The organism is Pseudomonas sp. KH_021, assembly GCF_057838865.1.
In genome coordinates this window covers 3804946-3819304 of sequence record NZ_CM174477.1, presented here as the reverse complement: position 1 = coordinate 3819304, position 14359 = coordinate 3804946, and the positions used below count along the sequence as shown (strand labels likewise).

At 60.0% G+C, this 14359-nt stretch carries 9 protein-coding genes; 4 read left to right on the top strand and 5 right to left on the bottom strand.

Going from position 1 to position 14359, the window contains the following annotated elements:
- Window positions 1-6 precede the first annotated feature (6 nt).
- The 4 genes from AC3IX4_RS17635 (at window position 7) to AC3IX4_RS17620 (ending at window position 6893) form a co-directional block, all read left to right on the top strand.
- Window positions 7-2583, top strand: a complete 2577-nt coding sequence (locus tag AC3IX4_RS17635) for an efflux RND transporter permease subunit (protein ID WP_489256693.1) — start codon at window positions 7-9, stop codon at window positions 2581-2583.
- Window positions 2549-3043: a hypothetical protein gene (locus AC3IX4_RS17630; RefSeq protein WP_489256692.1), complete on the top strand. Its 495-nt coding sequence runs from the start codon at window positions 2549-2551 to the stop codon at window positions 3041-3043. The genes AC3IX4_RS17635 and AC3IX4_RS17630 overlap by 35 nt, the downstream gene beginning before the upstream one ends.
- 372 nt (window positions 3044-3415) lie before the next feature.
- The gene (locus AC3IX4_RS17625) at window positions 3416-5194 is read left to right on the top strand and encodes an acyl-CoA dehydrogenase C-terminal domain-containing protein (RefSeq protein ID WP_489256691.1); all 1779 of its coding nucleotides are present in this window, start codon (window positions 3416-3418) and stop codon (window positions 5192-5194) included.
- A 55-nt stretch (window positions 5195-5249) separates the two neighbouring features.
- Window positions 5250-6893: a fatty acid--CoA ligase gene (locus AC3IX4_RS17620; protein WP_489256690.1), complete on the top strand. Its 1644-nt coding sequence runs from the start codon at window positions 5250-5252 to the stop codon at window positions 6891-6893.
- 2042 nt (window positions 6894-8935) lie between these two features.
- Here the strand turns inward: AC3IX4_RS17620 and AC3IX4_RS17615 are convergent.
- The 5 genes from AC3IX4_RS17615 to AC3IX4_RS17595 form a co-directional block, all read right to left on the bottom strand.
- Window positions 8936-9742 carry an alpha/beta fold hydrolase gene (locus AC3IX4_RS17615; protein ID WP_489256689.1) on the bottom strand — a complete coding sequence of 269 codons (807 nt, stop codon included), beginning with the start codon at window positions 9740-9742 and terminating at the stop codon, window positions 8936-8938.
- Window positions 9743-9837: 95 nt separating this feature from the next.
- A complete protein-coding gene (actP, locus tag AC3IX4_RS17610) occupies window positions 9838-11502 on the bottom strand; it encodes a cation/acetate symporter ActP (RefSeq protein WP_489256688.1) in 1665 nt (554 codons plus the stop codon).
- Window positions 11499-11810, bottom strand: coding sequence for a DUF485 domain-containing protein (locus tag AC3IX4_RS17605; RefSeq protein ID WP_489256687.1), 312 nt, complete (start codon window positions 11808-11810; stop codon window positions 11499-11501). Before AC3IX4_RS17605 ends, actP begins: the two co-directional genes overlap by 4 nt.
- A gap of 193 nt (window positions 11811-12003) precedes the next feature.
- Window positions 12004-13188, bottom strand: coding sequence for an acetyl-CoA C-acyltransferase family protein (locus tag AC3IX4_RS17600; RefSeq protein ID WP_489256686.1), 1185 nt, complete (start codon window positions 13186-13188; stop codon window positions 12004-12006).
- A gap of 15 nt (window positions 13189-13203) precedes the next feature.
- Window positions 13204-14355, bottom strand: coding sequence for an acyl-CoA dehydrogenase family protein (locus tag AC3IX4_RS17595; RefSeq protein WP_489256685.1), 1152 nt, complete (start codon window positions 14353-14355; stop codon window positions 13204-13206).
- Window positions 14356-14359: the final 4 nt, after the last annotated feature.

The window sequence follows — 14359 nt, the reverse complement described above, 5'->3', positions numbered from 1 at the left end:
CCAGACATGGGCAATATCAAACAAGACGCCATGCCGGTGATCCGCGAGCTGCGTGACTTCGATCGCTGCTCCGGCAACCGGTTGGAGCGGTTGGTATTCAACTACCGGCCGCTGTTCATGGTGCTGATGACGCTGGTCACCCTGGTGTTGGGCTACATGGCCGTCACGCGTCTGGAGCTGCGCCCCAGCTTCGAGAAAATGATTCCGCAGAGCCAGCCGTACATCCAGAACTTCCTGGAGAACCGCCAGTCGCTGCGCGGCCTGGGCAACTCAGTGCGGGTGGTGGTCGAAAACACCCAAGGCGATATTTTCGACCCCGGCTACCTGGAGGTGCTCAAGCAGGCCAATGACCAGTTGTTTCTTACTGAAGGCGTCGACCGCACCTGGATGAAATCGCTGTGGAGCCCTGGGGTACGCTGGACTGAAGTCACCGAGGAGGGCTTCCAGGGTGGGCCGGTGATGCCCGATACCTATAAGGGTTCGCCCGAGGACATTGAGCGCCTGCGCCAGAACATCAGCCGTGCCGGCCTTGTCGGCAGCCTGGTGGCCAGCGACTTCAAGTCCAGCATGCTGATCGTGCCGCTGCTGGACAAGGCCTCGGCCACAGGCCAGAGCATCAACTACCAGCAGTTCTCGCAGATGCTTGAGACGCAGTTGCGCGACAAGATCGAGTTCGCTGGCGACAGCGCCGCGCGCAAGGCCGGGGAAGAGGGCAAAGGCCCGTACAAGGTGCGGGTGATTGGTTTCGCCAAACTGATGGGCGACCTGATCGACGGTTTGATTCAGGTGATGATGTTCTTCGGCCTGGCCGTGGTCACCTCGCTGGTGATCATCTACTTCTACACTCGCTGCGTGCGTAGCACCCTGCTGGTGGTGGGCTGCTCGCTGATCGCGGTGGTCTGGCAACTGGGCATCGTCGCCTGGTTGGGCTATGCCATTGACCCTTATTCGGTGCTGGTGCCGTTCCTGATTTTTGCCATCGGCGTGTCCCATGCGGCGCAAAAGATGAATGGCATCATGCAGGACATCGCCCGTGGCACCCACAAGCTGATCGCGGCGCGCTACACCTTCCGCCGCCTGTTCATTGCTGGGGTCACCGCGCTGCTGGCCGACGCCGTGGGATTCGCCGTGTTGATGCTGATCGACATCCCGGTGATCCAGGACCTGGCCATCACCGCCAGCATTGGTGTGGCCGTGCTGATCTTCACCTCCCTGCTGCTGATGCCGGTGGCGCTGTCCTACATCGGCGTCGGGCGCAAGGCGGCCGAACGCGCCCTGAAGATCGATACGCGGGCGGACGGGCATAAAGGCGTTGGCAAACTGTGGGACCTGCTCGATCGCTTCACCACCCGCAAGTGGGCAACCGGCGCGGTACTGGTGGCAACACTGATGGGCATTGGCGGCTTTATGGTCAGCCTGCACCTGAAGATCGGTGACCTGGACAGCGGCGCTCCAGAGCTGCGCGCCGACTCGCGCTACAACCGCGACAACGCCTACATCACCAGCCACTACGCGCTGTCCAGCGACCTGTTCGCGGTGATGATCAAGACCGCGCCAGAAGGTTGCCTGAACTATAAGACACTGGTCCTCGCCGACCGTCTGGCCTGGGAGCTGCAGCAGTCTCCCGGGGTTCAGGCGACGTCTTCGCTGGTGAACGCCGTGCGTCAGATCACAGCCGGCACTTATGAAGGCAACCCCAAGCTCAACAGCATCCAGCGCAACCAGGACGTGCTCAACTACGCCGCGCAGCAGGCCTCGGTCAACTCGCCGGAGCTGTTCAACACCGACTGCTCGGTGATGCCGGTGATCGCCTTCCTCAAGGATCACAAGGCCGAGACCCTGGACGAAGTGGTAGCCATTGCCGACAAGTTCTCCAAGGCAAACAGCACCGAGGATCGCCAGTTCCTGTTGGCCGCCGGTACCGCGGGTATTGAAGCTGCGACCAACATCGTGGTGCGCGAAGCCAACCGGACCATGCTGCTGTACGTCTACGCGGCGGTGACGCTGTTCTGCCTGATCACCTTCCGCAGCTGGCGCGCCACGCTGGTGGCACTGCTACCGCTGGTGCTGACCTCGATTCTCTGCGAGGCGTTGATGGTGGTGATGGGTATCGGCGTCAAGGTCGCGACCCTGCCGGTGATCGCCCTGGGGGTGGGGATCGGCGTGGACTACGCGCTGTACCTGCTGAGCGTGCAGCTGCATCACCAGCGCCAAGGCCTGTCGCTGGCGGAGGCCTACCGCAACGCGGTGGCCTTCACCGGTCGGGTGGTGGGCCTGGTGGGCATTACCCTGGCCGCGGGCGTGGTGTGCTGGGTGTGGTCGCCGATCAAGTTCCAGGCCGACATGGGCATCCTGCTCACCTTCATGTTCCTGTGGAACATGCTGGGAGCGCTGATCCTGATCCCGGCCCTGTCGTACTTCCTGCTGCGCGGGCCCACGCTGAGCCTTGTAGGAGCAGACCTTGGTCGCGATAGCATCACCGCGGTAGACAGTCAGGACCGCGGTGCGTCCATCGCGGGCAAGCCCAACTCCTACACGCGGGCCAGAGTTGAACCCTGTAGGAGCAGACCTTGGTCGCGATAGCATCACCGCGGTAGACAGTCAGGACCGTGGTGCGTTCATCGCGGGCAAGCCCAGCTCCTACATGTTGCGCGGGCCAGAGTTGAACCCTGTAGGGGCCGGCTTTAGCCGCGATGAAAGCGCTGCGGTTTGCCTGATGAACCGCAGTGCGTCCATCGCGGGCAAGCCCAGCGCCTACATGTTGCGCGGGCCAAAGTTGAACCTTGTAGGAGCCGGCTTTAGCCGCGATGAATGCGCTGCGGTTTGCCTGATGGCCCGTGGTGCGTCCATCGCGGGCAAGCCCAGCTCCTACATGTTGCGCGGGCCAGAGTTGAACCCTGTAGGGGCCGGCTTTAGCCGCGATGAATGCGCTGCGGTTTGCCTGATGGACCGTGGTGCGTCCATCGCGGGCAAGCCCAGCTCCTACATGTTGCGCGGGCCAGAGTTGAACCTTGTAGGAGCGGCGGGGGCGCCTAGCCTTTAGCCGCGATGAATGCGCTGCGGTTTGCCTGATGAACCGCGGTGCGTCCATCGCGGGCAAGCCCAGCTCCTACATGTTGCGTGGGCCAGAGTTGAACCCTGTAGGGGCCGGCTTTAGCCGCGATGAATGCGCTGCGGTTTGCCTGATGGACCGTGGTGCGTTCATCGCGGGCAAGCCCAGCTCCTACATGTTGCGCGGGCCAGAGTTGAACCTTGTAGGAGCCGGCTTTAGCCGCGATGAAAGCGCTGCGGTTTGCCTGATGGACCGTGGTGCGTTCATCGCGGGCAAGCCCAGCTCCTACAGAAGATCAGTGAAACCGAAAATCCCAAAAAATGGGCATGCGTCATGCCCTTACAATGTCCGAGTAAGCCAATCATGTCTGAATACAAAGCCCCCCTACGCGATATGCGCTTCGTCCTCAATGAAGTCTTCGAGGTGTCCAAGCTATGGGCCCAACTGCCCGGCCTTGCCGAGGTGGTCGATGAACAGACGGCTGCCGCGATTCTTGAAGAAGCCGGCAAGATCAGCGCAGGTATCATCGCGCCGCTGAGCCGCAGCGGCGACGAGCAAGGCTGCACCTGGAACGACGGTGCGGTGACCGTCCCGGAGGGTTATGTCGCGGCCTATCAATCCTTTGCCGAAGGCGGCTGGGTGGGGGTCGGTGGCGACCCGCAGTACGGTGGCATGGGTATGCCCAAGGCGATCTCCGCCCAGGTCGAGGAAATGGTCAACTCGGCCAACTTGTCGTTTGGCCTCTACCCGATGCTGACGGCCGGTGCCTGCCTGTCGCTCAACGCGCATGCCAGCGAAGCGCTGAAAGAGCAATTTCTGCCGAATATGTATGCCGGCCTCTGGACCGGTTCGATGTGCCTGACCGAGGCCCATGCCGGCACTGACCTGGGGCTGATCCGCACCAAGGCCGAGCCCCAGGCCGATGGCAGCTACCAGATCAGCGGCAGCAAGATTTTCATTACCGGCGGCGAACACGACCTGGCAGAGAACATCATCCACCTGGTCCTGGCCAAACTGCCGGATGCGCCCGCCGGGCCCAAAGGCATTTCGCTGTTTCTGGTGCCCAAGGTGATGGTCAATGCCGATGGCTCGTTGGGCGAGCGCAACGCGCTGTCCTGTGGCTCCATCGAGCACAAGATGGGGATCAAGGCGTCCTCCACCTGCGTGATGAACTTCGACCAGGCTGTGGGTTACCTCGTCGGTGAGCCGAACAAGGGCCTGGCGGCGATGTTCACCATGATGAACTACGAGCGCCTGGGTGTGGGTATCCAGGGCCTGGCGCAGGGCGAACGTTCTTACCAGAGCGCCATCGAGTATGCCCGTGATCGCCTGCAGTGCCGTGCGCCGACCGGCGCGCAATGCCAGGACAAGGCTGCCGATCCGATCATCGTGCACCCGGACGTGCGCCGCATGCTGCTGACCATGAAAGCCCTGAACGAGGGCGGACGTGCCTTTTCCAGTTATGTGGCCTTGCAACTGGACACGGCCAAATACAGCGAAGACGCACCGACACGCGAGCGCGCACAAGCGCTGGTGTCTCTGCTGACCCCGGTCGCCAAGGCGTTTCTCACTGACATGGGGCTGGAAACCACCCTGCATGGCCAGATGATTTTCGGCGGCCATGGCTATATCCGCGAGTGGGGGCAGGAGCAACGGGTGCGTGATGTGCGCATCACGCAGATCTACGAAGGCACCAATGGCATTCAGGCGCTGGACCTGGTAGGGCGCAAGATCGTGGGCAGCGGCGGGGCACTCTACACACTGTTCGCCGACGAGATTCGCCAGTTCACCGCGACCGCCAGCGCCAACCTGGACGAGTTCACCCAGCCGCTGAATGCGGCGCTGCAGACGCTCGACGAACTGACCGCCTGGCTGCTGGACCGGGCGCAAAACAACCCGAACGAAATCGGCGCCGCCTCGGTCGAGTACTTGCAGGTGTTCGGTTATACCGCTTACGCCTACCTGTGGGCACGGATGGCCAAAACGGCCTTGGACAAACAGGCCGAAGATGATTTCTACGTCAGCAAACTCGGTACCGCACGCTTCTACTTCGCTCGCCTGCTGCCGCGCATCCAGTCGCTGAGCGCATCGGTCAAGGCGGGCAGTGAATGCCTTTACCTGCTGGATGAGGCGAAGTTCTGATCGCGGTGTTTCAAGCGAAGCAATCGCCTCAACAACAGTATTAAGAAGAATAACCATGCTGAAGACCAAAATAATCGCGCCGGCACAAGGCGCGTACACCTACCCACTGCTGATCAAGAGCTTGCTGCTGTCGGGTGTCCGATATGAGCCCGGGCAGGAAATCGTCTATGCCGACAAGTTGCGCTACAGCTACAAGACCCTGATCGAGCGGATCCACCGGCTGGCCAACGCGCTGACGGCGGCCGGCGTCAAGGCCGGGGATACGGTGGCGATGCTCGACTGGGACAGCCATCGCTACCTGGAGTGTTTCTTTGCCGTGCCCATGATTGGCGCGGTACTGCATACGGTCAATATTCGTCTTGCCCCGGATCAGGTGCTCTACACCATGAACCACGCCGAGGATGACCTGGTGTTGGTGCATGACGATTTCCTGCCCTTGATCGAGCAGATCCACGGCGAGCTGAGTACCGTCAAGGGCTACATCCAGCTCACTGACGACATCGCGACCGGCACCCACCTGCCGGTGCTGGGTGAGTACGAAAACCTGCTGACCCAGGCGGCGACCGAATACGAGTTCCCGGACTTCGATGAAAACTCGGTGGCGACCCTGTTTTACACCACGGGGACTACCGGAAGCCCTAAAGGGGTGTACTTCACGCATCGTCAGTTGGTACTGCATACCTTGAATGCCGTGGGCACTCTGGGCGTCTACCAAAGCGCGCCGCTGTTGCGTTCCGATGACGTTTACATGCCGATTACCCCGATGTTCCACGTGCATGCCTGGGGCGTGCCCTATGTGGCGACGTTGATGGGCATCAAGCAGGTGTACCCCGGTCGTTACGAGCCCAATAGCCTGGTCAGGCTGTATCGAGACGAGAAGGTCACGTTTTCCCATTGCGTGCCCACTATTTTGCAAATGATCCTGGCGTGCGAGGAAGCGGCCCAGACCTCTTTGCAGGGCTGGAAAATGCTCCTGGGCGGCAGTTCGCTGACCTTGGCAATCGCAAGCCAAGCGAGTGCCCAAGGCATTCGTGTGCACAGCGGCTATGGAATGTCCGAGACCTGCCCAATACTGTGCTTGAGCTACCTACGCGCAGAGGAGCTTGAACACTCCACACAAGCGCAGTTACCTGCTCGAATCAAGACGGGCATGCCCGTACCGATGGTCGATTTGAACATCATCGATGCCAGCGGGCAGAGCGTTCCTCACGACGGTGAATCCCTGGGCGAGATCGTCGTGCGTGCCCCCTGGCTGACCCAAGGCTATTTGAAGGAGCCTGAAAAGGGCGCTGAGCTTTGGCACAACGGTTGGCTGCACACCGGAGACCTCGCGTCTATCGACCCTGATGGCGGCGTGCACATCAAGGATCGAATCAAGGATGTGATCAAGACCGGCGGGGAGTGGATCAGTTCGCTGGACCTGGAGAACCTGATCAGCGAGCACGCGTCGGTCATTTCTGTCGCGGTGGTTGGCATTGCGGACGAGCAATGGGGCGAACGGCCCATGGCCATGGTGCAGTGCGTACCTGGCCAGTACGTCGATCAACAGATGCTCGAAGCTCACCTGCAACAGTTTGTTCAGAGTGGTCGGATAAACAAATGGGCGATCCCCAAGCAGTTCAAGTTCGTCGCGCAGATCCCTAAAACCAGTGTGGGCAAGATCAACAAGAAGTTAATCCGGGAAAGCGAGTTGAGTTGAAGGGAATCCGGTTATAGATCTGCAGCGTTCCACTGGATTCTGTAAGCCATTGAAAAAAAGGACCTTCGGGTCCTTTCAGGCTGCTGACAAACCAACAGCGGGTTGCTTCAATCTGTAGCCGCTGCCGCCAGGCTGCGATCGACTGCAAAGCGGTCGCAGGATCTTGAGCCCCCCATTGGCGCCCCTGGCGGGCCGCATCGCAGCCTTCGGCAGCGGCTACAGGTTTGTCAGCGGGTTGCTTTGTAGCCGCTGCCGCCAGGCTGCGATCGACTGCAAAGCGGTCGCAGAATCTTGAGATCCCCATTGGCGCCCCTGGCGGGACGCATCGCAGCCTTCGGCAGCGGCTACAGGTTTGTCAGCGGGTTGCTTTGTAGCCGCTGCCGCCAGGCTGCGATCGACTGCAAAGCGGTCGCAGAATCTTGAGATCCCCATTGGCGCCCCTGGCGGGACGCATCGCAGCCTTCGGCAGCGGCTACAGGTTTGTCAGCGGGTTGCTTCAATGTAGCCGCTGCCGCCAGGCTGCGATCGACTGCAAAGCGGTCGCAGAATCTTGAGCCCCCCATTGGCGCCCCTGGCGGGCCGCATCGCAGCCTTCGGCAGCGGCTACAGGTTTGTCAGCGGGTTGCTTTGTAGCCGCTGCCGCCAGGCTGCGATCGACTGCAAAGCGGTCGCAGAATCTTGAGATCCCCATTGGCGCCCCTGGCGGGACGCATCGCAGCCTTCGGCAGCGGCTACAGGTTTGTCAGCGGGTTGCTTTGTAGCCGCTGCCGCCAGGCTGCGATCGACTGCAAAGCGGTCGCAGAATCTTGAGATCCCCATTGGCGCCCCTGGCGGGACGCATCGCAGCCTTCGGCAGCGGCTACAGGTTTGTCAGCGGGTTGCTTTGTAGCCGCTGCCGCCAGGCTGCGATCGACTGCAAAGCGGTCGCAGAATCTTGAGATCCCCATTGGCGCCCCTGGCGGGACGCATCGCAGCCTTCGGCAGCGGCTACAGGTTTGTCAGCGGGTTGCTTTGTAGCCGCTGCCGCCAGGCTGCGATCGACTGCAAAGCGGTCGCAGAATCTTGAGATCCCCATTGGCGCCCCTGGCGGGCCGCATCGCAGCCTTCGGCAGCGGCTACAGGTTTGTCAGCGGGTTGCTTTGTAGCCGCTGCCGCCAGGCTGCGATCGACTGCAAAGCGGTCGCAGAATCTTGAGATCCCCATTGGCGCCCCTGGCGGGACGCATCGCAGCCTTCGGCAGCGGCTACAGGTTTGTCAGCGGGTTGCTTCAATGTAGCCGCTGCCGCCAGGCTGCGATCGACTGCAAAGCGGTCGCAGAATCTTGAGATCCCCATTGGCGCCCCTGGCGGGCCGCATCGCAGCCTTCGGCAGCGGCTACAGGTTTGTCAGCGGGTTGCTTTGTAGCCGCTGCCGCCAGGCTGCGATCGACTGCAAAGCGGTCGCAGAATCTTGAGATCCCCATTGGCGCCCCTGGCGGGACGCATCGCAGCCTTCGGCAGCGGCTACAGGTTTGTCAGCGGGTTGCTTTGTAGCCGCTGCCGCCAGGCTGCGATCGACTGCAAAGCGGTCGCAGAATCTTGAGATCCCCATTGGCGCCCCTGGCGGGACGCATCGCAGCCTTCGGCAGCGGCTACAGGTTTGTCAGCGGGTTGCTTTGTAGCCGCTGCCGCCAGGCTGCGATCGACTGCAAAGCGGTCGCAGAATCTTGAGATCCCCATTGGCGCCCCTGGCGGGACGCATCGCAGCCTTCGGCAGCGGCTACAGGTTTGTCAGCGGGTTGCTTCAATGTAGCCGCTGCCGCCAGGCTGCGATCGACTGCAAAGCGGTCGCAGGATCTTGAGACCCCCATTGGCGCCCCTGGCGGGACGCATCGCAGCCTTCGGCAGCGGCTACAGGGTTTGTCATCAACCTGAAAGGACCTTCGGGTCCTTTTTTTCGTTCCGGCTCAATCGCGAAAAAAATCGAACGCTTCAGGCCTGCCAATCATCCAACCTACAAGCCTTGGATAATCAAGGCTTGAGGAGAAAATATGAACCATGATGCTAGTCATCGAGAGGGGCGATCAGGCGTTTCACTGCATCAAGAACGCTTTGTGGTTTTTCTCGATGGGGCACATGCCGGCAATCGCGGAGTATGAGCAGCGCTACCTCGTTTTGACCGAGCTTGGCAAATCGTCGGGGATGGGAGAGCGAGCCGAATTCGTCCTCTTTTCCATGGATCACCAGCAACGGGCATCGAACCACTGGATGACTTTGCTCGATGGTCCAGCCGGCATAGGACGGGGCGAGCCAAGTCTGTGTCCAGGCATTCAGGACCCAGTGGGCTTTTTGGCCGTGATATTTTTGCAGCCGCTCAATTTGCCCGGGCATTTTGAACTGCTCCTGCGAATGCCGTATGCCGAGCAGCGTCCGCTCCTCTACGAACGCTTGGGCGGATTCGATCACGAGCGCCAGGCAATGATCTGGAAATGATGCAGCGCATTGGGTGGCCATGGCGCCGCCGACGCTGTGGCCAAAGGCGATGAAGTCGCTGATATTCAGGCTGGCGCACAGGAAAGGGAAGTAGCGCCCTGCTTCCTCACGAATGAACTCATCGGACAAATCATGAGGGTGAGGGTCTGAGCGGCCAAAACCCAACCGATCGTAGGCGACCACGACCCGGTTGGTCGCCTCGGCCAGTCGTGTGGGGAAGTCCCGCCACAATTCCACAGACCCGAGAGAGTCGTGAAACAGAATGATGGGGGCTGTGTGGTGAGCTGAAACCCCAATGTTCGGGTACCAACAGCGTGCGAACAGTTGCCCATTGGGTGTCTGAACCCAATGATCTTCGTGAATGACTTCGACCTTCATGCTTGATCCTCAGCTGACTCTTCTTCCATAGCCACAGAACAGCGGTGAAGCGTGGGGAGCGATCACAGCCTATGATCGCTCCCGACGTTCATCTATCAGTGCTGGGCTGCTTTATCTGCGCCCCAACCGGTTTCTGCCCTCACACACTGATGATCGAATGCCTCGCGCTCAGCGTTCGCGCGCGGGCTTCGATCAAGGCAGGAGACTGACCAGGCAATGACGAATGCCAGCGGCATCGAGAACAGTGCAGGGTAGTCGTAAGGGAACAGCGCCTCAGGATGGTGAAGAACTTTGACCCATACCCCAGGAGAGAGCAAGACCAGCACCAGTGAACTGATCAACCCGCTTAATCCACCCCAGATGGCACCGCGACTGGTCAAGCCTTTCCAGTACATGGCCAGCAGCAGAATCGGGAAGTTCGACGAAGCGGCGATGCCGAACGCCAGCGCTACCAGAAAGGCCACGTTCTGACCTTTGAAGAGAATCCCCAGGGCCACGGCGACGACGCCCAGCCCAACCGTTGCCCATCGGCTGACGCGCATTTCACGCTTGCTGTCGGGTTTGCCCTTGCACAGCACATTGGCGTACAGGTCATGAGAAATGGCCGAGGCGCCTGCCAGGGCAAGTCCCGAGACCACGGCCAGAATGGTTGCGAAAGCCACCGCCGCCAAAAAGCCAAACATCCAATCGCCGCCCAGCGCCTGGGCCAGGTGCATGATCGCCATGTTCACACCGCCCAGCAGCGGGCCGCCAATCACGCCTTGTTCAAAATACTGTGGCTGCTGCCCGACAATGCTGATGGCGGCCGTCCCCATGATGCAGACCAGTATGAAGAACAAACCGATCAAGCCGTAGGCAACCAGCACAGACTTACGAGCGGCCTTGGCGTCGGGCACGGTGAAGAAGCGCATCATGATATGGGGTAGACCGGCGATACCAAACACCATCCCAAGGGACAATGAAATCATCGACAGTGGATCGGTGGCGATCTTCAATGGCCCGAGTATCTGCTTGCCGCTCTGGTGGCTGGCAACGGCGCTGTCCAACATGCTCTCCATGCTAAAGCCAAAATGCCTGAATGCCAGGAACGTCAGGAAAATCCCGCCGCTCAGCAACAATACCGCTTTGATGATTTGCACCCACGTGGTGGCGACCATGCCGCCAAACGTCACGTAGACGACCATCAGCACACCCACGCAGATCACCGCGACTTCGTAGTCGAGCCCAAACAGCAAATTGATCAATTGCCCGGCACCGACCATTTGCACAATCAGATAGAAGCACACGATGACAAATGAGCTGAATGCCGAAAACAGGCGTGTCCCTACCGGGTCCAAGCGATAAGCGATGATGTCGGCCAGGGTAAAGCGCCCCAGGTTGCGCAGCCGTTCGGCCATCAGAAACATGATCAACGGCCAGCCCAGAATGGCACTGACCGAATAGATCATGCCGTCGAAGCCTGTGGCGAACACCATGCTCGAGACGCCCAGTAGAACAGCGGCCGACATATAGTCCCCGGCAATTGCAAAACCGTTTTGTACACCGCTGATCCCGCCGCCTGCCGTGTAAAAATCTGAAGCCGAGCGCGTGCGACCCGCCGCCCAATAAGTGATAGCGATTGTCGTGACGACAAAGGCCAGGAATATACCAATGGCCGTCATGTTAGGCGCTCGCACGCTGGGCAGAACGTTTTGAGCCAGCGCCGTAAAGCTGATCAAGCACAGCAGGGGGGCGATGATCAATCGAGTTGACGATTTCATGCTTTCACCTCGGACAGCAGTGCAAGGGTCAAACTGTCGAATGCATTATTAGCGCGTAATACATACAGCCCAGTGAGTAACCAAGAGCCGACGATAAGTATCAGGGCAGACCAGATGCCGAGCGTCAATCCGGTAGATTGCGGGGCATACATTAATATTTCGGGGAGCCATGAGACGACGGCGACAAATAACCCAAAGAGGCTCAATACAATGGCGCTCAGGCCGAATGCCAATCGGCTGCGGCGTTGAACCAATGATTGATAGAGCGGGTTATCACGAATGGATTGATAGATCGAGTGCGAAGACATGGAGACGCTCCTTGATACTTTTTATCGTTATTGGTTGGAGTTTTTTGTTATGGGACTTTAGGTCTCCTTCATTTAGCCAGTGTGTTCTCAATGTTGAAATCACCCGATCCGCCGATTCAGTTGCACAATAAGCCACGGCATAAATCAGTTTGAATGTGGATCCCAAAGGGCGGTGTGTGGAATAACAGGCTTGCTATACACGCTCCAGAATGGCTGCAATGCCTTGCCCACCGCCAATGCACATAGTCACCAGTGCATAGCGCCCGCCGGTGCGGTGCAGCTCGTGGATTGCCTTGATCGTAATGATTGCGCCTGTCGCACCCACGGGGTGCCCTAGCGAAATACCCGACCCATTGGGGTTGACCCTGGCTGGATCGAACTCCAGCTGTTGGGCGACTGCAAAGGCCTGTGCGGCGAAAGCCTCGTTGGACTCAATGACATCGATATCCTGAATACTCAAGCCGGCGCGCTTGAGCGCCAGGCGCGTGGCCGGCACCGGGCCGATGCCCATGTAGTCAGGCTCAACGCCTGCATGCGCATAGGTCACCAGGCGAGCGAGTGGCTGAAGGTTCTGCTGCTTGACGGCATTTGCGCCTGCCAGCACCAGGGCCGCTGCGCCGTCATTGAGGCTTGACGCATTGCCCGCCGTCACGCTGCCACCGGCTTGAAACACGGGCTGCATTCTGGCCAGTTTGGCCGCGTCGATATCGGCACGTACGTTTTCGTCGGTGTCAAACCGCACCGTGTCTCTTTTCGACGGCACTTGCAGGGGGACGATCTGTGACGTGAAGCGACCTTCGGCAATAGCGCGTGCGGCACGCTGCTGGCTGACCAGGGCCAGTTCATCCTGCATTTCGCGGGTGACGCCATAGCGTTGAGCGATATTTTCAGCCGTGACCCCCATGTGCACTTTCTTCCAGGGGTCGTGAAGAATCCCGTTCATGTAGTCCACGGCCTGGGCGTCGCCCAGGCGACTGCCCCAACGCATGGCTGGCAGGATGTACGGGCCTCGACTCATGGATTCCGCACCACCGGCGATGGCGACGTCGAAATCACCGAGCAACACCCCTTGCGCAGCAGAAATGACAGCTTGCAAGCCGGAACCGCACAGGCGGTTGACGTTAAAGGCCGGCACCTCCTTGGGAACACCTGCATTGATCGCCGCCACTCGTGACAGGTAGGCATCTCGCGGTTCTGTCGGAATAACGTTACCCATGACCACGTGACCGACGTGTTGCGGGTCAACACCGGCATGAGCCAGCGTCCCTTTGACAGCGGCGGTTGCCAAGTCTGCCAACGGAATATCTTTCAGCGAGCCGCCGAAGCTGCCGATGGCCGTGCGGGCGGTACCGACAAAGTAAATATCTGCTTGGGTCATTGGAGTCTCCAGTGTTCAGAGCGGGTAGTTGACCAGTTCGCGCGCGATCAGCAGCCGCTGAATTTCGCTCGAACCTTCGTAGATTTGGGTGATACGCGCATCTCGGTAGTAACGCTCCACCGGATAGTCTTCCAGATAGCCGTAACCCCCATGAATCTGCACGGCGCTCGAGCACACTCGCTCGGCCATTTCCGATGCAAACAGCTTGGCTTGAGAGGCTTCTGACAAGCAGGGCAGGCCCGCGCTTTTCAAGCGTGCCGCATGCAGAATCAGCAACCGGGTGGCATTGAGCTGCACCTGCATGTCGGCGAGCAGGTTGGCAATGCTCTGGTGTTCGGCAATCGGCTTGCCAAATTGAATTCGATCACGGGCGTAGACCAAGGCCGCTTCGAAGGCTGCCCGTGCGATACCCAGGGCTTGGGCGGCGATGCCGATGCGACCCCCTTCGAGGTTGGAGAGCGCAATCGACAGACCCTTGCCGCGAATGCCCAGTAGATTGGCTTCTGGGATGTGGCAATCGTTGAGGGTGACCGCGCAAGTATCCGATGCGCGGATGCCCATCTTGTGTTCGCTTCGATCCACTGAAAACCCGGGGTTGTCAGTGGGTACAAGGAAGGCCGACAAGCCTTTCTTCCCCAGTTCAGGATCGGTCACGGCAAATACAATCGCCAACTGGGCGCGTTTGCCATTGCTGACGAACTGCTTGGCGCCGTTGAGCACCCATTGACCGTTGCGCAGCTCGGCCCGTGTGCGAAGGTTGTGCGCTTCGGAGCCTGCTTGGGGTTCTGTCAGGCAGAAACAGCCGATCGCCTGGCCGCTGGCAAGATCCGCCAGCCAGGTGTCTTTCTGTGTCTCGGTTCCGTACTTGAGCACCGGGCCACAACCGACCGAATTGTGGATGCTCATCAGCGCGCCGACGGCGCCGTCACCGGCGGATATTTCCTCCACTGCCAGGGCATAGGCCACATAGTCAACGTAGGTTCCCCCCCATTCTTCTGGTACCACCATACCCAGCAGGCCCAGTGCTCCCATCTGTGCGACCAGGGCGTCGTCGATCCAGCCAGCCTTTTGCATGGCTTCGGCTTTGGGCGCGATCTCGCCGCGGGCAAAGTCACGGGCCATGTCGCGGATCATGCGTTGCTCTTCACTCAGTTCGAGGTCGTGCATCGGG